The 23,395-nt window shown below is 65.1% G+C and carries 17 protein-coding genes; 5 read left to right on the top strand and 12 right to left on the bottom strand.

Going from position 1 to position 23,395, the window contains the following annotated elements; translation table 11 throughout:
- Positions 1-8 precede the first annotated feature (8 nt).
- Together ON19_RS00830 and ON19_RS00835 are read right to left on the bottom strand one after the other, a co-directional pair.
- A complete protein-coding gene (locus ON19_RS00830) occupies positions 9-1,301 on the bottom strand; it encodes a radical SAM/SPASM domain-containing protein (RefSeq protein WP_051168401.1) in 1,293 nt (430 codons plus the stop codon).
- Between the two features lie 33 nt (positions 1,302-1,334).
- On the bottom strand, positions 1,335-2,933 hold the full coding sequence (locus ON19_RS00835; protein ID WP_306307014.1) for a B12-binding domain-containing radical SAM protein: 1,599 nt from the start codon (positions 2,931-2,933) through the stop codon (positions 1,335-1,337).
- A 577-nt stretch (positions 2,934-3,510) separates the two neighbouring features.
- Between ON19_RS00835 and ON19_RS39865 the strand changes: the two genes are divergently transcribed.
- Genes ON19_RS39865 through ON19_RS00850 form a run of 3 tightly spaced genes read left to right on the top strand, consistent with a single transcriptional unit; the run spans position 3,511 to position 7,405 of the window.
- On the top strand, positions 3,511-4,974 hold the full coding sequence (locus ON19_RS39865) for a class I adenylate-forming enzyme family protein (RefSeq protein WP_157229552.1): 1,464 nt from the start codon (positions 3,511-3,513) through the stop codon (positions 4,972-4,974).
- Positions 4,971-6,230 (top strand): type III PLP-dependent enzyme domain-containing protein, encoded by a 1,260-nt coding sequence (locus tag ON19_RS00845; protein WP_051168403.1) that lies wholly within the window; start codon positions 4,971-4,973, stop codon positions 6,228-6,230. The genes ON19_RS39865 and ON19_RS00845 overlap by 4 nt, the downstream gene beginning before the upstream one ends.
- Positions 6,227-7,405, top strand: coding sequence for an acyl-CoA dehydrogenase family protein (locus ON19_RS00850; RefSeq protein ID WP_063709372.1), 1,179 nt, complete (start codon positions 6,227-6,229; stop codon positions 7,403-7,405). The genes ON19_RS00845 and ON19_RS00850 overlap by 4 nt, the downstream gene beginning before the upstream one ends.
- Before the next feature lie 100 nt (positions 7,406-7,505).
- Here the strand turns inward: ON19_RS00850 and ON19_RS00855 are convergent, their stop codons facing one another.
- Together ON19_RS00855 and ON19_RS00860 are read right to left on the bottom strand one after the other, a co-directional pair.
- Positions 7,506-8,222: a sterol desaturase family protein gene (locus tag ON19_RS00855; RefSeq protein WP_083899071.1), complete on the bottom strand. Its 717-nt coding sequence runs from the start codon at positions 8,220-8,222 to the stop codon at positions 7,506-7,508.
- 8 nt (positions 8,223-8,230) lie between these two features.
- Positions 8,231-8,968 carry a FadR/GntR family transcriptional regulator gene (locus ON19_RS00860; RefSeq protein ID WP_043684820.1) on the bottom strand — a complete coding sequence of 246 codons (738 nt, stop codon included), beginning with the start codon at positions 8,966-8,968 and terminating at the stop codon, positions 8,231-8,233.
- A gap of 319 nt (positions 8,969-9,287) precedes the next feature.
- On the opposite strand from ON19_RS00860, the gene ON19_RS00865 reads away from it, so the two are divergent.
- Entirely contained in the window at positions 9,288-9,806 is a 519-nt protein-coding gene (locus tag ON19_RS00865) for a GNAT family N-acetyltransferase (RefSeq protein WP_043684823.1), read from the top strand.
- A gap of 155 nt (positions 9,807-9,961) precedes the next feature.
- Here the strand turns inward: ON19_RS00865 and ON19_RS00870 are convergent, their stop codons facing one another.
- Genes ON19_RS00870 through ON19_RS00900 form a run of 7 tightly spaced genes read right to left on the bottom strand, consistent with a single transcriptional unit; the run spans position 9,962 to position 19,500 of the window.
- Positions 9,962-10,621: a hypothetical protein gene (locus tag ON19_RS00870; RefSeq protein WP_227954544.1), complete on the bottom strand. Its 660-nt coding sequence runs from the start codon at positions 10,619-10,621 to the stop codon at positions 9,962-9,964.
- Positions 10,618-12,288 carry an ABC transporter family substrate-binding protein gene (locus ON19_RS00875; protein ID WP_043684827.1) on the bottom strand — a complete coding sequence of 557 codons (1,671 nt, stop codon included), beginning with the start codon at positions 12,286-12,288 and terminating at the stop codon, positions 10,618-10,620. Before ON19_RS00875 ends, ON19_RS00870 begins: the two co-directional genes overlap by 4 nt.
- A gap of 38 nt (positions 12,289-12,326) precedes the next feature.
- Positions 12,327-14,024 carry an ABC transporter family substrate-binding protein gene (locus ON19_RS00880; RefSeq protein WP_043684830.1) on the bottom strand — a complete coding sequence of 566 codons (1,698 nt, stop codon included), beginning with the start codon at positions 14,022-14,024 and terminating at the stop codon, positions 12,327-12,329.
- On the bottom strand, positions 14,021-15,727 hold the full coding sequence (locus tag ON19_RS00885) for an ABC transporter family substrate-binding protein (protein WP_043684833.1): 1,707 nt from the start codon (positions 15,725-15,727) through the stop codon (positions 14,021-14,023). The genes ON19_RS00880 and ON19_RS00885 overlap by 4 nt, the downstream gene beginning before the upstream one ends.
- Before the next feature lie 13 nt (positions 15,728-15,740).
- Positions 15,741-17,609, bottom strand: a complete 1,869-nt coding sequence (locus tag ON19_RS00890) for an ABC transporter ATP-binding protein (RefSeq protein WP_051168405.1) — start codon at positions 17,607-17,609, stop codon at positions 15,741-15,743.
- Positions 17,606-18,526, bottom strand: coding sequence for an ABC transporter permease (locus ON19_RS00895; RefSeq protein ID WP_043684837.1), 921 nt, complete (start codon positions 18,524-18,526; stop codon positions 17,606-17,608). Before ON19_RS00895 ends, ON19_RS00890 begins: the two co-directional genes overlap by 4 nt.
- The gene (locus tag ON19_RS00900; RefSeq protein ID WP_043684840.1) at positions 18,523-19,500 is read right to left on the bottom strand and encodes an ABC transporter permease; all 978 of its coding nucleotides are present in this window, start codon (positions 19,498-19,500) and stop codon (positions 18,523-18,525) included. Before ON19_RS00900 ends, ON19_RS00895 begins: the two co-directional genes overlap by 4 nt.
- 154 nt (positions 19,501-19,654) lie before the next feature.
- Here ON19_RS00900 and ON19_RS00905 point away from each other — a divergent pair, with 154 nt between their 5' ends.
- Entirely contained in the window at positions 19,655-20,494 is an 840-nt protein-coding gene (locus tag ON19_RS00905) for a Cof-type HAD-IIB family hydrolase (RefSeq protein WP_043684845.1), read from the top strand.
- Between the two features lie 150 nt (positions 20,495-20,644).
- Here the strand turns inward: ON19_RS00905 and ON19_RS00910 are convergent, their stop codons facing one another.
- A complete protein-coding gene (locus ON19_RS00910) occupies positions 20,645-23,167 on the bottom strand; it encodes an N-acetylmuramoyl-L-alanine amidase (RefSeq protein WP_083899081.1) in 2,523 nt (840 codons plus the stop codon).
- Positions 23,168-23,395: the final 228 nt, after the last annotated feature.

Consider the following 23,395-nt stretch of genomic DNA (forward strand, 5'->3'; position numbering starts at 1 on the left):
GCAGCAGCTTAGCTGCCGCGCGGCTTTCCGATCCAGGTGCAGAGATAGTCCATATGCACGAGCCTGATGTCGGTCGGCGCCTCAGGCTTCTGCGGGAACTGCTGCTGGGGTTGCACATCTCGCGGGCAGTAAGGATCCCTCGAGAACAGTGAACGCTTGCCGGTTACGTGTGCGTTGTGCAGGTAAGACCGCCCGGCACAGCCGCCACGGCAGCTGTGCAACATCGAACATCCTGCGCAGCCTTCGACCATTTCGGGATTCGCATTTCGACGACGAAACGACTGGAACTGCGGCGACCGGACGATGTCGTACAAGCTGTCCTTTCGCAGGTCACCTATCTTGTAGTCGTGCAGGTAGACACAGGGTGACACCGGAATGCGACCGTCCGGCGTGATCGAGTGGATGCGGAACGAAGTGCGACCACACGGGCAGCCTTTGGCTCCCTGATAGTCGGTAACCGCGGCGATAGGCGGTTCACCGAGATCAATCGGATCGCAATGCTCCATCAGCATGGCGAACCCTTCGTAGTACTGTTCGGCAGTCAGAAGAGAATCCATGTGAGCAGGTTCGACCGGCTTTATCGGATTGATCCGGATATGCGCATCGTACTTGGCGGCGAGCTCCAGGATCGCTTCGATATGGCGGGGTGTGAAGTTCCAGTTCATCCCACACATGATGACGGTGTGGTCGATGCCGTAGTCTTTCGCGAGCTGCAGAGTGCGAATTGCCTGCTTGTAGATCTTGGCGCCCCGATTCGCATTGTGCTCGTCCTCGAACGGCGAGTCGAAGCTCACGTCCAGATCGTTCAGCTTGCGCCACTGCGCATTGTGATCGCGCTCGAGGTGTATCGCCGTGATGCCGGACGTGGTGAGGCCCACGATGATTCCGGCCTCGTTGAGGGCGTCCAGGATGTAGGGCAGCAGGGTGTCTCTGGGGTTCGCGCCATTCGTGAACAGGGGCTCGTTTCCACCGAGGTTCACCGTTTCGACGCCGTTCGAGGCGAGTTCGGAGACGATGCGGTCGATGATGTCGACGGAGAAGTTCATACCCTTCTCACGAGCCGACATCGAATAGCAGTGTGTGCATCGATACGGGCAATCGTTTCCGAGTGTCCAGCCGATATTCCTGATGGTGATGGGGCATTCGTCCAGATCCGGATGCTCGATGGGCCCGACCTGCCGGTCGAAATGCTCTTTAGGGTCGATCTGGATGGACTTGCCCACGAGCTCCGACGAACGCTCCCACGGGAATTTCGCGACCGCCGAACCCGCCTCGGCCTCATTCTCTGTAATTTCCGTCATGGTTTCCTCATAGTCACGAGTTCCGATTTGCTGCTAGCACAAAAAAGGGTTGGGATCCGCGTCGTAGACCAAACCGGCGTGCGCGTATGCGGCTTCGACTTCCCGCTCGAACGCGGCGTACCAGTCATCCGATACCCGCAGCTGTTGGTCGAGTAATTCGTCGACCTCCTGCTCGATCGTTTTGATCGAGATGTCCTGGGCGACGATATCGAGTACGGCACCGAAGAAGTCGAGGTCTTTGTCGCGAAGCTGTACCGAGATTTGGTGGAACGTGTCCAGCTCATCGGCAGCCAATGTCTTCGGGGCGGAGAGCGGATCTATTGCCTTGTCGTATACGGCCGAGTGATGGCTGTGCCACTTCTTCAATGCGCTGTACACGGCGCGCGCGGTGCGGTCTCTGACGGCGTATCGGCTATTACCGAGTGAGTCGGCATCGATCAGCTCGCCGGTCTTCCGCAGTTTACGGGTGAAGTTCGTCCCCGCAGCCGCATACATCTCGGTGAAGATGCCTTTCGATATCGTCCAGTTGTACCTTCTCATCAATAAGTAGTTGTCCTGTAATTCCGCCACCGTCGTGCCGTCATCGAAGAGGATGTGGCCGGCTTGGACATAGAGGCCATAGCGCTTCATCGCGTTCAGGGCTCTGCAGTTCGCGGGCACATCCGCTCGCTTGGCCATGCGTCGGAGCGCGGATGCGGAAAAGTTCTCGATGCCACAGGAGAACGAGAAGAACCCCGCCCTCGCCAGCTCACGCAGCACCCCATCCGATGCGCGGTCAGCCCTGATCGATCCCCGGAACCGAGGGGAGATCCCTCGACGTTCGATCTCATCGGCCAGATCCGTACACCACTCGGCATCCCGCGGCGGCTCGATGAAGCTGTCATCGATGACCTTGAAATGCGTGGCGCCCCTACGCCACAGGTTTTCCACCTCGTCGACGAAGTTCTCAATGGTGCGCTGTCGCCAGGTCGGCCCAGGAGCGATGCGCTCGAACGCCACGATGGAACAGAACGTGCAGGACGCTTGGCACCCGCGGGCGCTCTGCACGTGGACCAGACTTCGACGGGCGATCGTCAAGCTCAAGGTGTCCCGCTGGGGATGGGGCAACTCGTCCATCGGCAGCTTCGGCGCCGGGGCGGCATTGTGCACCACGTCGTCGCCGTTCCGGTGGGTCAAACCCGGAATCGCGGCTAGTGATGGTGTCCCGGATCTGACGTGCGCGATGAGCTGGAGCAACGGAATCTCGCCCTCGCCGCGCACCGCAGCGTCGAAGCCCGCTCGCACGAACTCTTCGGCGTGAAAAGTCGGGCCGTAGCCGCCGGCCACGGAGAAGGCGGTCGACCCGGAGTCACGCACCAGCCGGATCGTCTCCATCGCGCGCTCCATATTGGTGCGGTAGCAGGAGAATCCGATCAGATCGGGGTCGTGGCGGCTGATCCTGGATGCGAGTTGTTCGGTACTCAGCCCTTCGAGCCAACCGTCGATTACTACGACGGTGACGCCGTGATTCCGTAGCACCGCGGCCAAGTACCCGATGCCGAGGTTCTCTTCTGCGGTTCTGTGCGTAACTGGTGCGGGAGTTGCCAGGACCACAACGCAGGGAGAGCCGAGTCGATCATTTGACTCATTCACTATCGTAGTCTCTCGATGTCTATTTCTGGCAGCACCGATTGCGCGAACACGGAGAGCGATAGGGCAATTTATTTTTTTGCAGCCCTATGTCGTCCGTGTGCGCTAGCTGAAATCGATGCAGGAATTCGAGAGAATCTGCTGTCGCACATGTCGAGAAATGTGCGCGTGTCGATCGAGTTCTCTCGCAGAGCGCAACTTGTCGCGAATACTCAGCTGAGCTGAGGTAATTCTGCGTGCGTTTTGTTGACCACGACAGAAATCAATATGCCCATGATGGGTACTCCCTCCCCAAGTGCGATGGCGCTGTCCAGCCTCGCTGGTCGTAGCATAGGTTCGGTTCGTCCACGTGTCAACGAGTCCTCGTGAGCTCAGCGGGCTTTCGCATCGGGGGCCACAGGACGCGGCTTGCCGGAGGTGATGCCGGCTCGCCTTCGAAGAAGCCGCCGCGCTGCGGATTCCGCCGAGCGGGGCGTTCGGGGACCATAAGTATCGGTCGGACTTGCCCAGGCGCGGAGAAATGGTACTGTGGCCGCAAAGGGACGCATGGGGGATCGATATGCTCCGGGGGAGGCTACGTTTGGAGAGTCTGGCGAGTGCGCTCGAAAGCGCAGTGCTGAGAAATGCGGTGTCCAACCCATCCAAAATAGCGTGCTCGGATGGTCGTGTGGAGGTTACCCACGCCCAACTCGCGCTCGATGTCGCCGAAACGCGCAGGCGTACAAAGCAACTGTTCGGGGATTGTGTCGGCGATGCGATCGTGTTGATCCAGGCCGAATCTTCGTACCGGTTTCTACGTACGGTGGTGGCCTGTCATATCGAAGGCATCGTCGTTGTTCCGATCAGTGCTACCGCGACGCCGCGCGAGGTTGTCGCGTTTGTCAGCACCTGCGGAGCGAGCGCCGTAATTTCGGCTCGAGCGGATGTTCGCGCGTCGGTGGAGGCGCTGCCGAGCGCGCTGGCTGCCCACCCCGAGGCGGTGCTCATCTCTGACGGCGATTCCCCGGTACCGGAGCATCGTCGACGAATTCTCGCGGACGACTTGGCCTTCGGTATCTTCACTTCTGGGTCCACTGGTCGACCCAAGGGGATCGGCTTCACTCAGAGGCAGATGAGTCTGCTCATGCACACGATCGCCGACCGGCTGCGGTACCGCGCGGACGACGTCGTGTATTGCGCGTTGCCATTGGCCTTCGACTACGGGTACTACCAACTTCTGCTGAGTCTCACGGCGGGTTGCCACGTCGCATTGGCGGAGGCAGGCGCAGGTGCTGCGATTCCGCGAGTGCTGGCGCAGCGTAACGTGACAGTTCTGCCCGTCGTCCCGACATTGCTGCGCATGTATCTCACCGCGGCTCAGCGAAGTCGAGTTCTCCCGCCGTTACGCATGGTGACCAACACAGGTGAACGGCTGCCCGCGCCCCTGCAGGAACTCGTGGCCATGGTGCATCCGGAGGTCACCATGGCTTTGATGTACGGCCTCAGTGAGTGTAAACGTGTTTCGATCGGCTTGTACGCGGCAGTCGAACTACCACGCGATGACGTCGGCACTCCGCTGAGTGGTCACGACGTGACGGTACGCGATCCGCAGGGTCGTGCCGTGCGTCCTGGCGAGCTCGGTGAGATCGTGGTTCGCGGACCTGCTGTGTCCCGGATCGACCTGGCGGATCGACAGCGACGGTACCTGCCGCTGGATGATGAGATCGACTTGCGGACAGGCGACTTCGGTCGCGTCGATGAACTCGGCCTGCTGTACGTGGAAGGTCGGCGTGGGGACTTGTTCAAGAACAACGGAATTCGCGTTTCCAAACTGGAGATAGAGCGCGCCGCCGAGCGAGTGCCCGGTGTATTGCAGGCATACTGCGGTCCGGATGCGGCAGGCGAACTGAAGCTGTGGGTCGCCGGTTCGGTGTCCGCGCCGGATCTACTCGAAGCGCTACGCGGCGAGTTGGACTCGGCGAAGATTCCATCCGCCACAGCGGTGGTAGAGCGAATTCCAGTCAACGCGAATGGGAAGTTCTCTCCGAAGGGCACAGCGCGGTGACTATCGACGATGCCGACCTGGTGAGGCTTGCGCTGGCGTACCCAACGCCGCTCTACGTGTACGACGTCCGTGATGTCGTCCGGGCCATCGACACCCTCACAGCACTGTTGCCGGGCGGGAGCGCCCTGTACTACTCCGTGAAAGCGAACCCGCATCCCGACCTCGTGCGCTTGGTTTACGCGAGCGGCCTCGCGCTCGAAGTGAGTTCGATCGGTGAAGTACGGATCGCGGAGTCGCTGTCGGCCACGGCGGACGCGATGTTCACCGGCCCCGGGAAGTCGAGGGCGGAGTTCGACGAAGCGATAGCACGGGGAGTTCGCAAGTTCTCTGTCGAGTCGGTAGCGGACCGCATTCGTCTGGGACAGGCGGCGGCCGAGGCCGGGACCCTCGTCGAATATCTCGTCCGCGTCAACTCACCGGCACGTGGCAGCGCCGGTCTGCGGATGAGCGGGCGGCCGAGCCAGTTCGGAGTCGACCCGAGTGGAATCGGTGAGTTCTCGGCATTGCTCACCGGCGATCTGCATTCGACCTTTCGTGGGCTGCATTTTTATCCGGCGACCCAGATCGCGGACGAAGCGGATCTGCTCGAGTCCTTCGCCAACAGCGCGCGGGAGGCGCGCAGACTCATCGATCGGCACCAGCTCGAGGTACGTGAGGTGGACCTGGGCGGCGGATTCGCGGCGGCTTTCGGCGTGCCGGGTGAGTACGAAGCGTATCCACGGTTGCGCGAACGGCTCGAGCAGATGCTGGATGAGTGGCTTCCGGGATGGCGGGATCGCAGACCGGCCATCTCGTTCGAATCCGGCAGGCGTGTGGTCGGAACGTCTGGAACACTGTTGTCGACCGTGCGTGACGTCAAGCGATCACACGGCAGTACGTTCGCGGTGCTGGACACTGGAGTGCATCACCTCGGTGGTATGAGCGGCTTGGGCAGAGTCTTGGCCGCGCGACTGGAGCCGAGACGCATCGGCTCGACTTCCGATGGTCGGTCACAGCAGGCCGCACCGTTCAACGGTACGCTGGCCGGGCCGCTGTGCACTCCGGCCGACATCCTGGTATCCAACGTATCTTTCGAAAGCCTCTGCGTGGGAGATGTGCTCGCGATCCCGAATGTCGGTGCTTACGGCCTGACGGCGAGCTTGCTGGCGTTCCTGAGTCATCCGATTCCGATCGAACTCGTAGTCGAGGGGACAACTGTGACGTCGGCGTCCCATTACGTCATGACGCGCCGGCCGCTGCCCGGGGTTGCTTCATGAGTACACGGTCGACAGGTTCGGAAATCCGAGCGGCAGCGGTGGCGGTCGCCGCGGTGGCACGTCGCGAGGCGGTAGCTGCGGACCGAGCCGGCGCGTTCGCGGAAGAGGCTCTGGCGGAGCTGCGGTCGTCCGGTCTGCTCGGGATGTTTGTGCCGGGTAGGGAAGCCGATGACACCGCCGCGACGATCGGTGACTATTCCCAGGTGGCTCGAATACTCGGCCGTGCCTCGCTATCTGTGGCGGTCATGTGGGTCATGCACAGCCAACAGGTGATGACGATCGCGCGATATGGCTCCGATGACCTACGGGGGCGCGTGCTGGAGCAAGTCCGTCGCGGGAGGAACTACATCGGCTCAGTGACCACCGAGCCCGACACTGGGGGAGATCTCTTCACCAGTCCTCCTGGTCCGTCCGCCAGGGACGGACGGATCGCTATTCGCCGCACCGCGCCTATCGTGACCGGCGGACTCGTCGCGGATTCCTTTCTCATAAAGATGAGATCGGCCGGGGGGCGCACACCCAGAGATACGGCGCTGGTCTATGCCGATCGCAGTGATCTCGAAATCACCGCGGGCCGGCCGTGGGACATGCTGGGGATGCGATCCACCGGAAATGTCGCGCTCGAGCTGGACGGCTCTGTTCCGCGGTCGAACGAGCTCACTGTTCCGCTCGCCCAGATTGCGGCGGCTTCGTTCGGCCCGTTGGCACATGTCGGCTGGGCCTCATCCTGGCTCGGCTGTGCAGAAGAAGCGTGGTCACGCGTGCTGCGCTGGAGCGGACGAAAGCGACATCGAGCGTTCCTCGACTCGGACTCGGCTCTCGAGGAAGTCGGCCGGGTACGGGAGCACTTGGAGATCGTTGCGGCTTGTCTTCGGACATGCGTGGCGCGGATGTCTGAGAACAATGTTCATGACTTGTCCGGGATCCCGGATCAGATCCATTTCAACGTGCTGAAGACGGTAGCGAGCAGTCACTGCTACGCCGCGGTCGAGCGAATGATCGACCTCGTCGGACTCTCCGACGGATACTCGCGTCAGTCGGAGCTCGGCCTCGAGCGGGCCTTGCGTGATCTTCGTGCGGCCGGCCTCATGTTCAGTGATCGGAGACTGCGCCGCTCGAACGGCGCGCTCGCTCTTCTGGACAGAAACGTATCGTTGATGTGCGGCGATGAGTGAAATCGACCGGGCGAGAAGGTATGCGGAGTGCTGGACCCGGCGCAGAACTGCGGGATGCGACTGCGCGGGGTCCAGCTGGACAGTGCGCTGCGGCTGATATTCAGGCCGAATGCAGGTTGCGGGCGGTGGGTGAGGTTTCGGTCGTGGCCGGGTCGGGGTAGGTGCCGAAGAGACGGTCGGCGGTGCCCGAGCTGGTGACCGTGAACCAGTAGTGCTCGTTCTTGTAGTGGTGGTGGCGATGGTTGCGCCATACCGCACGGTAGAGCGAGCCTTTCGGCTTGTAGTCGGTGTGGACGAGGTAGTGCGTCCACTCGTAACCGAGGCCGAGCAGGGTGATGGTGATCAGGAAGGTCAGCCCGAGGCCCAGCCGCGGGAAGACGAACAGCGCCAGCGCGACCAGCACCACGACCAGCACCGACAGTGTTTTCGTCGGGATGAAGATCAGCGGGATGTCGCGCGGGTCCACGTGGTGCTCACGGTGCTTGCGGGCCAGTTCGCTGTCCAACGCGATCGGGCCGAGCCGCCGTGGCCGCCAATGCAGCACGGTGACGTGCACGATCCACTCGAAGACCGGGAACATCGCCAGCATCACGGCGGGCACCAGCAGGTCGGTCGGCTGCCAGCCGCCCACGACGATCCGGGCGATCACCGCGCTCACCAGCGTGGTCCCGATCATCCACGGCGATGGATGGCGGAGGAATTCTTCGAAGGCCTGTCCGAGGGTGAGTCCGCGGCGCAGTGCCCGCTCGTCCCTGCGCACCCGTGCCCGCGCCTCGGACTCGACCGAAGCACGTTCGGATGCCTTGGATTTGGTCATGTTCGTTCCTAGCTGTGCGTGACCGATGGTCCGCCGAGGACCTCGATCAGAGCGGTGGTCGCCGGCTCGAGCAGTGCCCGAGCGGTGGTGGCGGCCTTCTGCGGCCGTCCCGCCGCGATGGCGGCGGCCAGTTCGCGGTATGCCTCGACGTTGCCCACCTCGGCGGACATGATCGGGGCCAGCGCCGCGAGCGCCGGTTCATAGGCGGCGCGCAACATGTTGAACATCAGCCGGAAGACGATCGAGTCGGCCGCGTCCACGACGTGATCCCAGAACTCCATCGCGTGCCGCTGCTGAATGATCGGATCCGGTTCGACCGCAAGCGCTTCGACCGACGCATCCAGCAGAGGGCGAACCTCGCCGGCGCCGATCGCGCCGACCCGGCGCGCGGCCAACTCCGCCACCTTCGGCCCGTTGTGCAGCCGGGCCTCCAGAATGCTGCGAGCGACGGCCGGGTCCAGCTCCCCGGCCTGCACCAGCAGCCTGGGCAGAACCTCGAGCCCCGCGCCGCGCCGATAGTCCAGCACGGTCGTCGCGTCACCCTGCCGCACGGACACCAGCCCCGCCGCGGCCAGCCGCTGTAGCGCTTCCCGCACCGCGGGCCGGGACACCCCCAGCGCCTCCGCCAACTGCCGCTCACTGGGCAAGGTCGCCCCCGGCGCCAGCTCGCCGCTGAGCACATCCGCGGCGATCTGCTCGAACACATCCGCCGACACCGACCGCTTGACCACAGGTTGCAACGCCATGCGTCTACTGTGCGCCGTATTGGTCAGGAGGTCAAGTGGTCAGACCACCTGCGTGAATTGCTTCCTTAATTCGCTGGCCCGTCCGCGACCACCGGCGCTAGCATCGGTCGTTCGATTTCGATTGGTAGTGCACCAAGGAGGTGGGGCGGGATGACCGCGCCGAAGACCGCCGTCACACACGACGCCCGGACTGTCCTATTGCCCCGGGTCCCGGTCTGATTCTCTCCGTCCGGCGTTCGTGTTGCGAGCCATCCGGCTCGCGTGACGGTGGTGCCTTGTCCCAGACCGGGCCCGACCATCAGAACACGGAGAATCCGAGTTGAGTCCCACCATTGATTGGCGTGTGCGCGCCGAAACCGATGCCGATATCCCCGCCATCCACGAGATCAACCGCGCGGCCTTCGAGAGGGCCGAAGAGGCCGATCTGGTCGACGCCCTGCGCGACGACCCCGCGTGGATAGACGGTCTGTCCCTTGTCAGCACGCTGCCGGACGGCACGCCGGTCGGCTTCGCGTTGCTGACTCGCTGCCACGTCGACACCACACCGGCCCTGTGTCTCGGCCCGTGCGCGGTGCTGCCCGAGTACCAGAAGACCGGTGCGGGTGCGACCGCGATTCGGGCCGCGCTCGCGGCCGCGACGCGTATGGGCGAGCTTTTCGTCATCGTGCTCGGTCATCCGACGTACTACCCGCGCTTCGGCTTCGGCCGGGCATCCGAGTACGGCATCGGCCTGAGTATCGAGGTGCCGGATGAGGCGTTGATGGCGTTGACGCTCGACCCGGCACACCCGCTGCCACACGGCACGGTTCGTTACGCCGCGCCGTTCGGTATCGACTAGCAAGAACCGTTAGCTTCGGCGGCTGACGGTACCGGTGGTGGGGCGGCTCGAGATCCGCCCCACCACCGGGGTCGGGCACCGTGGGCGCTCTCCCCAGGGAGATGTGCAGCCCGTGGTCCACCGCGAAAAGCCGGCGCGGCGGTATCGCTTGGCGGTCACGTGGGATCGGAGCCCCGAATGGCGGAGAGCCAGATCGAGCACGCGGCCGCGATGGTGGTGGCGGCGAGGAAGGCTGGAAAACCACCACCATCGATGTAGACCCACAAAAGCGCGGCGATAGGGGCGGCGACAGTAGATTGCGCGTCGAGCAGGAGACGGCGGCGCAGCCGGGTGGCCTTCGCGATGTGGGTGGGCGCGTCGGGGTCGGGGCGGCTCGGGTTGTCGACGAGACGGCCGGGTGGTTCGACGTCGCGGATGCGGCCGGACGGGTAGCAGCGTCGTCCGGCGACGTGAACCGTGCGGTCATCGAGTTGCGCTTCGGATTCGGTGAGGGTGACCAGCACCGGGTCGAAGTACACCGGAAGCCACCGTGGACGTCCGGTGCCTTCGACCTGTAACCACGACCGGCTGACCAGGCGGTGCTGCTGGCGAACGCGGGTGACCCGCACGATCTGCGCAGTGCCCGTGCGCCAGGACGGAAGTACGCCCAAGGCGACAGCGAGCCGATACCCGGTGTATCCCATCACGCCGAGCACGACGGACCCTATGCCCGCCACCTGATCCAGAGTGCCGAACGGCGCCCACGCGGCACAGACCGTGAGGGCGCCGATCGTCACCCTGAGCGGATAGGCCAGCGGGCCCGATCCGACTCTCACTTCAGGAAGCCGACCTTGGTGTAGTCCCGCGAGGCGAGCCCGAACGCACCGTAGTTCGCGAGGTCGGCCCGGGCGGCATAGGTGCCCGCCGCCTGGTGCAGCGGGATGGAGTAACCCTCTTCGAAGATCATTCGATCGCATTGGTTGGCCAGCTGGATGGCCTTGTCCGGGTCCAGTTCCGAGAGGGTCTGGTCGATCAGCGCGTTGAGTTCCGGGGTGCCGATTCGCGCCTTGTTGCCCTGCAAGTTGTTGGGATCGTAGTAGTAGATCTGCCGCAACGCGCCGAGCGGAAGGACGCTACCGCCCCAACTGAACTGGGCGAGATCGAAATTGCCCGGGTCTATGACGTTGGTGAACAGTCCGGTGCCGGGCACCGTCTGAATGTTCAGCTTCACTCCGACCCGCGCGAGGTTCTGCTGCACGATCTGCGCGGTCTGCACCCACTGATCCTGCTGGTACATCACGTCTCGGAGTTCCAGCTTGCGGCCGTCCTTCTCGCGGACATCGCCGTTGAGTTTCCAGCCGAGCGCGTCCAGCATTCGGGCCGCCTCGTCGGGGTCGTAGGCGATGGGCGCCGCATTGTCCTGGTAGCCCTTCTGTCCCGCGACGAAGACGTGATTGTTCAGTGGCTTGGGATTGTCGACGACGCCGTTCTGCGAGGCGGTGACCACTCCTTGCCGGTCGATCGCCTTGGAGATGGCGATCCGTAGCTGCGGGTCGGCGAGCAGGGAACCGGGTGCTCCGTTGAACGTGATGTGGGACCAGGTCGGCTCCGGCGTGCGCCGGATGACCACGTCCTTGGCATTGCGCGCCGCGCTCACGTTCTCGATGCCGGACATATAGGCGATATCGAGTTCGTTGTTCTGGATCGCAGGCAGCCAGGCCGAGTGATCCAGCACGCTGAAGGTGACGGAATCCAGCTTCGGCGTATCACCCCACCATCGGGGATTGCGCCCCAGCACGATGCGATTCTGGCTGCGATCGATGGAGGTGACCATGAAGGGGCCCGCGCTGAGCGGCAGCCCGTTCTTGGCCGCGTTGGTGAAGGTGTCGGGGGTCGCGGTGACCGACTTCGGGTACAGCGGGTTGAACAGTCCCTGCCATTCGCCGTACGGCTGGTCGAAGGTCACCACGGCCTGCCGGTCGTCGGCGCCGCGCTCGACCTTGCCGACCCGTTCGAAACCGGCGGTGCCCGAGACGAGGAACGCGTTGTCCTTGCCACTCAGGGCATTCGCCTGAGACCGCAGATCTTCCCAGGTGATCGGCGAGCCATCGGACCATACGGCCTTCGGATTGATGGTGTACTCCACCTGCTGCGGGCTGCTTCCGGTCAGCTTGATATCGGTGAAGAAGTCGTGGTCGACGCTCAGCTGCCCGGCCGCATCGCTGACGAAGGCGGTGGGCATGGTCGCTTCGACTATGTAGAAGACGGTCTCCGTTCCGCCGTCCACATGCAGATAGTTGAAGGACTCCGGGAAGTTGGAGAGTGCCAGCCGTAGGTTGCCGCCATCGCGCAGTTCGCTCGGGTCCCTCGGATTGATGTCGTTGGTGCTGCCGATCGTGCTGGTGCCGGGCGCGACGTCATTGTCGCCGCCGCATCCGGTGAGCGTCAGCCCGACGACGACCAGCGACAAGGCCAGCCGGGCGCACGCAGAGGTAATCCGCATGGTGGTCCTTCCTGCTCGTTGCGTGCTACCGGTCGGCCTCACTTCACGAAGCCCACTTCGAGGTAGTTCGGGAAAGCCAGCCCGAAGGCGCCGAAGTTGGCCAGTTCCGCACGGACGGCCACGTTGCCGGGCGACTGCGCGATGGGTACCGAATGGCCCAGCTCGAAGATCATCCGGTCGGCCTTGTTCGCCAGCTCGATCGCTCGCTCGGGGTCGAGTTCGGAGATGACCTGCTCGATCAGCTCGTTCAACTCAGGCGATCCGATCCGTCCCTTGTTGCTCAGCGTGTTCGCCGGGTCGTACGCGTAGATCTGGGGCAGCGCGCCGAGGGGGAAAACGCTTCGTTGCCAGCTGAACTGGGCGATGTCGAAGTTACCCGGGTCGATGACATCGGTGAACAGCCCGTTGCCGGGGTAGGTCTCGATCACCAGTTTCACCCCGACCCGCGCCAGGTTCTGCTGCATGATCTGAGCCATCTGCACCCAGGTGTCCTGTTGGAACATCACATCCCGGATCACCAGCTGACGGCCGTCCTTCTCGCGGACCTCGCCGTTGAGTTTCCAGCCGAGTTCGTCCAGCATGCGGGCGGCCTCGTCCGGGTTGTATGCGATCACCGCGGAGTTGTCCTGGTAGCCCTTCTGCCCGTCGAGGTAGATGTGGTTGTTGAGCGGCCGGGGATTCTCCACGATCCCGTTCTGCAGCGCGGTGACGATGCCCTGGCGATCGATGGCCTTCGCGATCGCGACGCGCAGGCGCGGATCCGCGAGAATCGACCCCGGCGCGCCGTTGAACGTAATGTGCGAGTTGTACGGGCGCGAGGCGCGACGCACGATGATGCCCGGCGAGTTGGTCGCGGATTTGACCTCCTCGATGCCCGAGATATCAATGGCGTCGAGTTCGTTGTTCTGCAGAGCGTTGAGGCGGGCCGAATAGTCGAGCACGCTGTAGGTGACGGTGTCGAGCTTCGGTGTGTCGCCCCACCATTTCGGGTTGCGGCTGAGCACGATCCGCTGCTGCGCCCGGTCGACCGAGGTGATCATGAACGGTCCCGCCGACTTGGCGAGACCGTTGCGGTCGCGCTCGTTGAACGCCTGCGGCGTCTCGGTCGACTCCTTCGGATACAGCTGGCTGAACAGGCCGCGCCACTCGGCGTAATGCTCGGCGAAAGTGACGACCGCTTGACGGTCGTCGGCGCCGCGTTCGACCTTGGCCAGGCGGCTGTAGCCTTGGGTCGCGGCGACCCGGTACTCGGTATTCCGGCCGCTCAGCGCCTCGGCCTGGGACCGCAGGTCTTCCCAGGTGATCGGGCTGCCGTCGGACCAGACCGCTTTCGGGTTGATGGTGTAGACCACTCGCTGGGGTTCGGTCTCGGTCAACTTGATGTCGGTGAAGAAGTTGTGGTCGATCGACAACTCGCCGGCGGCGTCGGCCATGATCGGTCCCGGCAATGTCCAGTCGACCACCTCGGTGAGGTCACCGTCGGAGTCGACGTGATGCGAATTGAACGTGGCGGGGAAAGCCGTGATGGCGAGACGAAGGTTTCCGCCGTCGCGCAATTCGCTCGGGTCTCGTGGATTGATGTCGTTGATCGAGCCGATCGAGCTGGAACCCGACTTCACCTCGTTGCCCGAGCCACAGCCCACCAACAACGCGAGCGCCGTGCCCACGGTGAGAGCCCGAACGATCACGGTCCGTGCTTGCCTCCGGCGGTTGCGGGTTGGCTGTGCTGGTCTCATTTCACGAATCCGATCTTGGTGTAGTCGTAGGACGCCAGGCCGGGCGAGCCGATATTGGCGAGGTCCGCGCGGGCGCCGTAACTGCCGTCGGACTGGGTCAGCGGCAGGGAATGTCCTTCCTCGAACACCTTTCGGTCGACCTCGTTGGCCAGTTCGATCGCCTTCTTCGGATCGAGTTCGGTCAGCGTGCGCTCGATCAGCGCATTGAGCTCGGGCGAACCGATACGGCCGTAGTTGCCCTGCAGATCGTTCGGGTCGTAGTAGTAGATCTGCCGGATATCGCTCATCGCGAAGGCGTCTCCGGAGAAGATGAACTGCGCGGCGTCGAAATCACCGGGGATGATGACATCGGTGAAATAGCCCGCACCGGGTTTGGTATCGATGGTCAACTTCACGCCGATGCGGGCGAGGTTCTGCTGAATGATCTGAGCGATCTGGATCCACAGCGGGTCGTTGTACATGACGTCGCGGATTTCCAGCTTGCGACCGTCCTTTTCCCGCACGTCGCCGTTGAGCTTCCATCCGAGCGCGTCGAGTTCCCGTGCCGCTTGGTCGGGATCGTATGCCACCGGCGCCGAATTGTCCTGGTAGCCGTCTTGACCCTGGAGGAAGATGTGGTTGTTCAGCGGCTTCGGGTTTTCGACCAGGCCGTTCTGGGTCGCGGTCGCGATGCCCTGCCGGTCGATAGCCTTGGAGATCGCGACGCGCAGCCGGGAATCAGCGAGAATGGAGCCGGGCGCACCGTTGAAGGTGATGTGCCGCCAGCGGTTGCCCGGCGCCCGGCGAATCACCAGCCCGTCGGTATTGCGGACCGTCTTGACTTCGTCGATCGAGGCCAGCCGAACGAGGTCGAGCTCATTGTTCTGCAGGGCGCCCACCCAAGCCGCGTGATCGAGCACGCTGTAGGTGATGGTGTCCAGCTTGGGCGTCTCGCCCCACCATTTCGGGTTACGGCCCAGCACGATCCGGCCCTGGGAGCGGTCGGTGGACTGCACCACGAACGGGCCCGCACTGGGGCCGAGCCGGTCCACCAGCCCCTTGTTGAAGGACTCGGGATCCGCCGTCACGGACTTCGGGAAAAGGGCGGTGTCGCCCGCGAACTGGCCGCGCCATTCACCGAAGGGATGGGTGAAGGTGAGTACGGCCTGCCGGTCGTCCACGCCGCGCTCGACCTTTTCGACGAACTCGAAGCCGTTGGTGATCGCGATCAAGAAGCGCTTGTCGCGACCGCTCAGCGCGTGTGCCTGCGCCGCGATGTCCTCCCAGGTGATGGGATTGCCATCGGACCAGACCGCCTGGGGATTGATGGTGTAGGTGACCTGTTGCGGATTGGTGCCGGTCAGCGCGACATCGGTGAAGAAGTCCTTGTCGACGGTGAGGTTGCCCGCCGCGTCGACGTCGAACGCGCGCGGCATGAGGGGGCGCTCGATATCGCCGATCTCGGCGTCGTTGCCGTCGGTGGACAGTGTGTTCCAGTTCGCCGGGAAACTGGTGACCGCCAGGCGTAGGTTGCCGCCCTCGCGCACCTCGTCGCGGTTCTTGGGATTGACATCGCTGGTGGTGCCGAGCGCGTCGGACAGGCCGGTCGCCGACTCGCCGTCGTTCGCCCCGCACCCCGCGACCACCAGTCCGAGCGCGACGACGGGGACCGCCCAGCGTGCTGAGCGTCGCCGGGTGCAGCCTCGGGTGGACCGGATTCGCATCGTGCTCCCTTTCCTACCGGTTCACGGCCGGCACCGGCACGGCGTCGATCAGCGCCCGGGTGTATTCGTGCGTCGGCGCCGCGAAGATCTGCTCGGCGGAGCCGTATTCCACGATCTTGCCCCGATACATCACGGCGATGTGGTGTGCGAGGTTCCGCACCACCGACAAATCGTGTGAGACGAACAGGTAGGACAGCCCGCGCTCGGTCTGCAGGTCGCGCAACAGGTTCAGCACACCGGCCTGGATCGAGACGTCCAGCGAGGAGACCGGTTCGTCGAGCACCAGCAGTTCCGGGTCCAGGGCGAGCGCGCGGGCGATGCTGATGCGCTGCTTCTGGCCGCCGGAGAAATCGGTGGGGTAGCGGTCGGCGTGTTCGGGGCGCAGGCCGACCTGCTCGAGCAGTTGGGGGACACGGCGTGCGATTTCGGCCTTCGGACGCCTGTCGATGCGCAACGGCTCGGCCACCGCGTCGAAGATCGGCAGGCGCGGGTCGAGCGAGGCGGTGGGGTCCTGGAAGACGATCTGCATCTTGCGGCGGATCTCCCGCTTGCGTGCCTTGCTCAGCGACGCGACGTCGCTGCCCATGATCTCGATCGCGCCCGCCTGCGGGGTGACCAGATCGAGGATCTGGGTGAGCGTGGTGGACTTGCCGGAGCCGGACTCGCCGACCAGCGCCAAGGTGCGCCCACGGCGCACCTCGAAACTGATGCCGTCGACCGCCCTGATCTCGCCCTTGCGGCGGCGCAGCACCACGCCCGACGTGATCGGGAAAACCTTCACCAGATTCGAGACCCGCAGCACCACATCCGACTCCACCTCGGCCTCGGCGTCCGGCTCGGAGATCTCGCTGCGATAGGCCTCGAACAGCGCGTCGGTACCGATCTCGGCGGTCCGGATGCAGGCGGCGGTGTGCCCGGGTCCGATCGGCTCCAGCGGAGGTTCCGCGGCGGTGCATTCCTCGATCGAGACCGGGCAGCGCGGCGCGAACGAGCATCCCGGCGGCAGCGCGTGCATGGCGGGCGGTGCGCCGACGATCGGGATCAGCGGACGCCGGGCCGGGCCGTCCATGCGCGGAATCGAGCCCAGCAGTCCCACGGTGTAGGGCATCCGCGGCGCGTTGAACAGGTCCTCGGTGGTGGCGGTTTCGACGATCCTGCCCGCGTACATGACGGCTACGCGGTCGGCCAGCGTCGCGGCGATGCCCATGTCGTGGGTGATCATGATGACGCCGGCGCCGGTGATGTCGCGCGCCTTGCGCAGCAGGTTGAGGATCTGCTTCTGCACCGTCACGTCCAGCGCGGTGGTCGGCTCGTCGCAGATGATCAGCGCCGGATCGTTCGCGATCGCCATCGCGATGACCACGCGCTGGCGCTGACCGCCGGAGAACTCGTGTGGGAACGCCTTGGCCCGTATCTCCGGATCCGGGATGCCGACCAGGTCGAGCAGCTCCACCGCGCGCTCGGCGGCTTCGCTCCTGCCCATCTTGCCGTGGGCCAGCAGGGCTTCGGCGATCTGATCGCCCACCCGGTACACCGGCGTGAGCGCGGAGAGCGGGTCCTGGAACACCATGCTGATGGCGCTGCCGCGCAGCTTGGACAGTTCGCGATCGCCGAGCCCGAGCAGTTCGCGTCCGCGGAACCGGATCGAACCGGTGATCCGCGCCTGCTCCGGCAGCAGCCCCATCACGGCCAGCGAGGACACCGACTTGCCCGAACCGGACTCACCGACGATGGCGAGCACCTCGCCGTCGGACACCGTGTAGGTGACGCCGCGGACCGCGTCGATCCGGCCTTCCTCGCTGGGGAAGGACACCCGCAGATCGGTGATCTCCAGCAGCGGCGCGGTCGAGGACGTCTTCTCGGTTGCTCCTGCGCTCGTCATGCTTTCGCCTTCTTCTTCGACCGAGCCCGCTTCGCGCCGGGGTCGAACGCGTCGCGCAGTCCGTCACCCACGAGGTTCGCGCACAGCACGGTGATGATCAAAAAACCACCCGCGAACAGGAAGAGCCAGGGATAGGTCAACGCTGATTTGGTGCCCGCCGCGATCAGCGAACCCAGCGACACATCCGGCGGCTGCACACCGAAACCGAGGAAGCTCAGCCCGGTTTCGGCCATGATCGCCGCGCCGACGGCGAGGGTGGTGTCGATGATCAGGATCGAGGCGATGTTCGGGATCACGTGACTGAGGATCACCGTGCGGGTGGGCGCGCCCATGTACCGTGCGGCCCGGACGAATTCGCGCTCACGCAGGCTCAAGGCCAGGCCGCGCACGATCCGCGCCGAGATCATCCAGCCGAAGCAGGACAGCAGGACGATGAGCAGCACGATGGAACCGCTGCCCTTGGTGCGCGGCGCGAACAGCGCGATGATGATGAAGCTCGGAACCACCAGCAGCAGGTCGACCAGCCACATGATCGCGCGGTCGGTCCACCCGCCGAGCAAGCCGGCCAGCGAACCTGCGGTCGCCGCGATGGTGGTGGACAACAATGCGACGCACAGGCCGATGACCAGGGACTTCTGCAATCCTCGCAAGGTTTGCGCGAGCACGTCCTGACCGATCTGCGTGGTGCCGAACGGATGCTCCAGGCTCGGCGGCTTCAGCAGGGCGGTGTAGTCCAACTGCTGATAGTCGTAGGGCAGCAGGGGCGGGAGCGCGAAGCTCGCGATGAACAGCGCGATGAGGATCGAGCCACCCGCGACGGCCGGCTTGTTACGCAGGAAGCGCCGCAGGACCAGCTTGCGCCGTCCGGTCGCGGTGACCTCGGGAGCGCCTTGGACGATGATTTCGGCTTCTGTCATCCCACACGCACCCTCGGGTCGAGAATCGCGTACGCGATGTCGGACAGCAGACCCGACACCAGCACGACCAGGCCGGCGAACGCGGTCACCGTCACCACGACATACAGATCCTGGGCGTTGATCGAGTCGACCAGCCACTCGCCGACGCCGTGCCAGCCGAAGATCTTCTCGGTGAAGGTCGCGCCGGTGATCAGCCCGCCGAGACTGTAGGCGAACAGCGTGGCCATCGGGATCAGCGCCGTGCGCAGACCGTGCTTGTACAGCGCCTTGCTGCGGGTGAGACCTTTCGCGCGAGCGGTACGGATGAAATCGCTCTGCAGCACGTCGAGCATGGCGTTGCGCTGGTAGCGGCTGTAACCGGCCATGGCCCCGAGGGCCAGCGCGGTGGTGGGCAGCACCAGGTGCTGGATGCGGTCGAGCAACTGCGGCCAGAACCCTTCGATCTTGTTCGCCGACGTCTCGCCGGTATAGAGGAAGATCTGCGTTCCGGTGAGCGAATTGATCTCCAGCGCACCGTATTTCAACAGCGTCGCGAGCAAGAACACCGGCGTGCTCAGCACCAGGAGTGAGATCACCGTGGTGAAATAGTCGCTGAATTTGTATTGCCGGATCGCACCCGCCGCACCGATCAGCACGCCGAGCACCGTGCCGACCAGCGAGCCGACGACCAGCAGCCGCAGACTCACCGCCACCCGCCGCGGCAGTTCCTCGCTGACCGGCTGACCGGCCAGCGTGGTGCCGAAGTCACCCTGTGGAATGCCCTTGATCCAGGTGAGATAGCGCTGCGGGATCGGATCGTTGAGATGCAACTCCTCGGCCTTGGCGTCGATCACTGCCTGTGGCGGGCGCGGGTTGCGTTGTTCGAGACTGTCCAGCGGCCGGAACGTCAGTGACGCCAGACTGAACGTCAGGAACGAAGCCAGCAGCAACAGCACGACATAGTTGAGCGCGCGTCGTAGCAGGAAGCCGGTCATCAGTCCTCTGGTCTTTCGGCTGGGCGGGCCAGCGTCGGTATTAGCCCCCGATCATAAGGACGTGGTCGGCGGCGCGCGTGCCACATGACATCCGGGCATGTCCGAGGCATGGCCGGACACGGGGCCGGGAACCAGGCGGAAGCCGTCCGGCAGGATGGAATGGGTGACGCCCCTGCACCTGCCCAAGCCGAAGATGGTCGCCACCGATGTGGACGGCACGCTCATCGATCACGACGAGCGGGTCACCGCGCGGACCAAGGCGGCGGTAGGCGCCCTGATCGCCGACGGTGTGCCGTTCGTGCTGGCCACGGGGCGTCCGCCGCGCTGGATCGACCCGGTGGTGCAGGGCCTGGGCTACGCGCCGCTGTGCGTGTGCGGCAACGGTGCGGTGATCTACGACAGCGCCGCCGACCGGGTACTGGCCAGCATGACGTTGGACGTGCCGACGCTCTCCTGGCTCGCCGACGTCGCCGAGCGGGCGCTGCCCGGCTGTGGTCTCGCGGCCGAACGCGTCGGCGAGAGCGCGCACGACGCGGTGACCCCGCAGTTCGTCAGCTCGCCGCAGTACGAGCACGCCTGGCTGAACCCCGACGACACCTCGGTGGCCCGCGAGGAGGTCATCGACGCGCCCGCCATCAAGATGCTGATCCGCTTGCCGGGCGCGCGCAGCTCGGATATGCGCACGGTGCTCGCTCCGCTGATCGGCGAACGAGCCGACATCACCTACTCGACCGAGCACGGACTCATCGAACTGTCCGCGCCCGGCATCACCAAAGCCGCGGGCCTGTCCGTGGTCGCCCAGCGACTCGGCGTGGACGAGGCCACCATCGTGGCGTTCGGCGACATGCCCAACGACGTCCCCATGCTCACCATGGCCGGCCACGGCGTCGCGATGCGCAACGCCCACCCGGAGGCCCTCGCGGCGGCAGACGAGATCGCCGAATCGAACTCCGACGACGGAGTCGCACGCGTCCTCGAACGCTGGTGGGCGTGAGCTGGGTTTCGCTTCGCGGCGCCGCGAACGGGCGATGCTCGGTCGCGTTGGTCGGCAGAGGACGCGGCTCGTGCGGGCGGTGAAGTATCCGGAACGACGCGGAGCCCGCGCACCGTACGCGGGCTCCGGATCAGGTCGGGTCGTTCGCGATCAACCTTCGGGGGACGGCGATGAGTTCGCGAACGTGTCTCCGGAAGGGGGCGCGACCTCGGGTGCTGGAACGTGCGGTCGCTGGACGGCATCCGGCTTCTGCGCGCCTGTCGGAGACGGACCGAGCGAGGCTGGAACGCCCGCCTCCGCGGGTCCTTGGGTGGGTGGGGTCTGTCCCTCGGGACCGGCCGGAGTCGGGGAGCCTGCCTCTGCGGGTCCTTGGGTGGGTGGGGTCTGTCCCTCGGGACCGGCCGGAGTCGGGGAGCCTGCCTCTGCGGGTCCTTGGGTGAGTGGGGTCTGTCCCTCGGGACCGATCGGAGTCGGAGCGCCCGCCTCCGCTGGAGCCTGGGCGAGTGGGGTTCGCGCCTCCGGAGCAGGGCCGATGGAGGGTGCGGGGGTACCAGCCGGAACCGGCGCGCTGTCCGGAGCCGGTGTTCGACCCGCAACCGGGGCGCTCACCTGGGCCGCGACCGGGTTGCGGCTCATTTCCTCCTGGTAGGTGTCGTTGTAGGTCTTCCACACCGTCGTGACGATGCCGGTGAGCTGGTTGAGGATCAGTGAGCCGTGCTCGAAGTCGGCGCGCAGGCCGTCCGGGACCGGGTAGGCGTTGCGCAGCGGGAGTCCGAGGACGCCCGCGTCGGCGCCGAGTTGCAGGAAGCGGTCCAGTATGGTGCCGATTACTTCGACGACCTGCCCGTCCGCTGCGGTGTAGACGTAGCCGTTGGAGAACTGCGCGTACTGCTGGCCCTGCACGGCGGGCAGCACGTCGGATCGCACGGGCCCGAGCGGTCCGTTCGGTCCCCCGGACTGCGACCAGTGCCTGGCGATGATGTTGTCGTGCACCATGTTCAGCAGCTTGGTGGTGAGTGCGGCGAGGGCCGCCACATCCGATTCGCTGGGTGCGGGGGGTTGGCTGTCGTGCGTGCCGGGCGCGCCCGGCGCACCGGCGGCGATGTCGCGAATCCGATCCATCAGCGCGTACGCGGCGTCGCCGGGGCAGGTGGTGTTGCCGACGTCGCGATGCGCGAAGACGATCGGCAACCGCACCGCTTCGCCTTGGGCATACGGGGTGAAAGAAGTGCCCTCGGAGTACATCGTGGTGTGGCCCTTGGGATCGAGCCCGGCGACCTTGGCGCGCCAGCCCACGAAAGCCCCGAGCGCCTCGATCGACGCCTCGGTCGGTTGCTCGGACTCGTAGCTGCCCATCAGGGCCACGCCGGAAGTGTTCTCGTTGAACCCGCCCGCGTGCGCACCCTGCACCGGGCGGTCGAGGCCGCCGAAGCGTCCCTCGAAGACCTGGCCGTACTTGTCCACCAGCGCGTTGTAGCCGATGTCGCACCAGCCCAACGTTTTCGCGTGGTAGGTGTAGATCGCCCGGACGATCCCCGCCGACTCGGACTTGCTGTAGTCGTTGCGGCCCGCGGTGTGGTGCACCGTGACGCCGCCGATGTGGTCGTCGTAGGTCGGCTGATCGCAGCGGATGGATTCGTCGGCGCCCCACTGGGCGCGGGTGATCACGCTCGGCCCGCCGCCGGGCAGCTCCGCGGCGACGTTGTGCAGCGCGCCGTCGACGGCGCCGCGGCCCGGATCGATGAGCACGGCGGTCAGGTCGGCGGGCTGCTGGGCCGGGTCGTCGGAGTGCGGCACGGGTTGCCGGGCCGGGTCGCCCGCCTGCGCGGCCGGGTCGTCCACGATGGGGGCGGTCTCGGCCACCGGCCGGATCGTCTCTGCCGCCGCCTGTTTGTGCGTGACCAGGACCTGGACCGCGTTGGTGTCGCCGACATAGATCGGTTCGGTGCCGTTGGTCGCGCCGGGGCCGGAACGGTCGGTGCGATGAGTGTCGACCGGTTCGGCGTCGTACCAGGGCCCCCATGTGCCGTCGGGCTGCCGAGCGCGGATCGTGGCCGTGGTGTCGGCCAACTCCTTGGCGGTGAACGCGACCATGCTGAAGGGAGTCTCGCTGGAGAGTTCCTTCACCTGGGCCCCTACTTGGCTCATCAGTTGGGGGGTCACGGCGCCGGGAGACAGCGCGGGCGTGTCGGGAGTAGTGCCGGGCTGGAGCCGGGCGGGATCCGCGATGAAGCGCACACTGCCCGGTACGCGTTCGGGAATCGGCTGAGCTGGGGAATTCGGCCGGTCGGGTGTCGGACTCGAAATGTTCGGGCCGGAGGTTTGGCCGGAATAAGAACTGGGTAGTCGTATTTCTTCTGGCCGCGGCACGCCCGATGGTAGGGGTGGTCGGTCGGCATTCGGAATGGACTCCGGAATCGGCAGCATGCGCAGATCGGAAAGATGCAGATCAGGCAGGCTCAGCCCGGTGAGTTCGCGCAGCGGCAGCACGGTATCGGGCGCGTTCGTGAGCGCGACCTCGGCGAGTTCGGCCGGTACGGCGGCCGGTCCGGTGTTGTTGGCGCTGTGGTAGTCGGTCGAATCGTCGAGCGCGAGGGTGGCGAGCGGTGCCGCTACCGCGAGGGTCGTGACTACCGGGAGCACGTAGGAGCGTTTCGGTTTGCGGTACCGCACGAGCGTCTCCAATCAGGTCGAACCGGCGATCACCTGCGATTCAGATTGCTTCCTGATGTATCAATGATCACAATAGCCACAATTGTCACATAGCTAAACCTCTTGTTGAGGATTATGTGATTGCTTGAATGTAACTCTTGGATCGCTGTCCTATCTACGCACCATGCCGGATCGATCCGCCCTGGAAACCGTGGGAGTGCACGTATGCGCCGTAATGCGAACACGCAG

The sequence above is a fragment of the Nocardia abscessus NBRC 100374 genome, assembly GCF_000308455.1.
Taxonomy (GTDB): domain Bacteria; phylum Actinomycetota; class Actinomycetes; order Mycobacteriales; family Mycobacteriaceae; genus Nocardia; species Nocardia abscessus.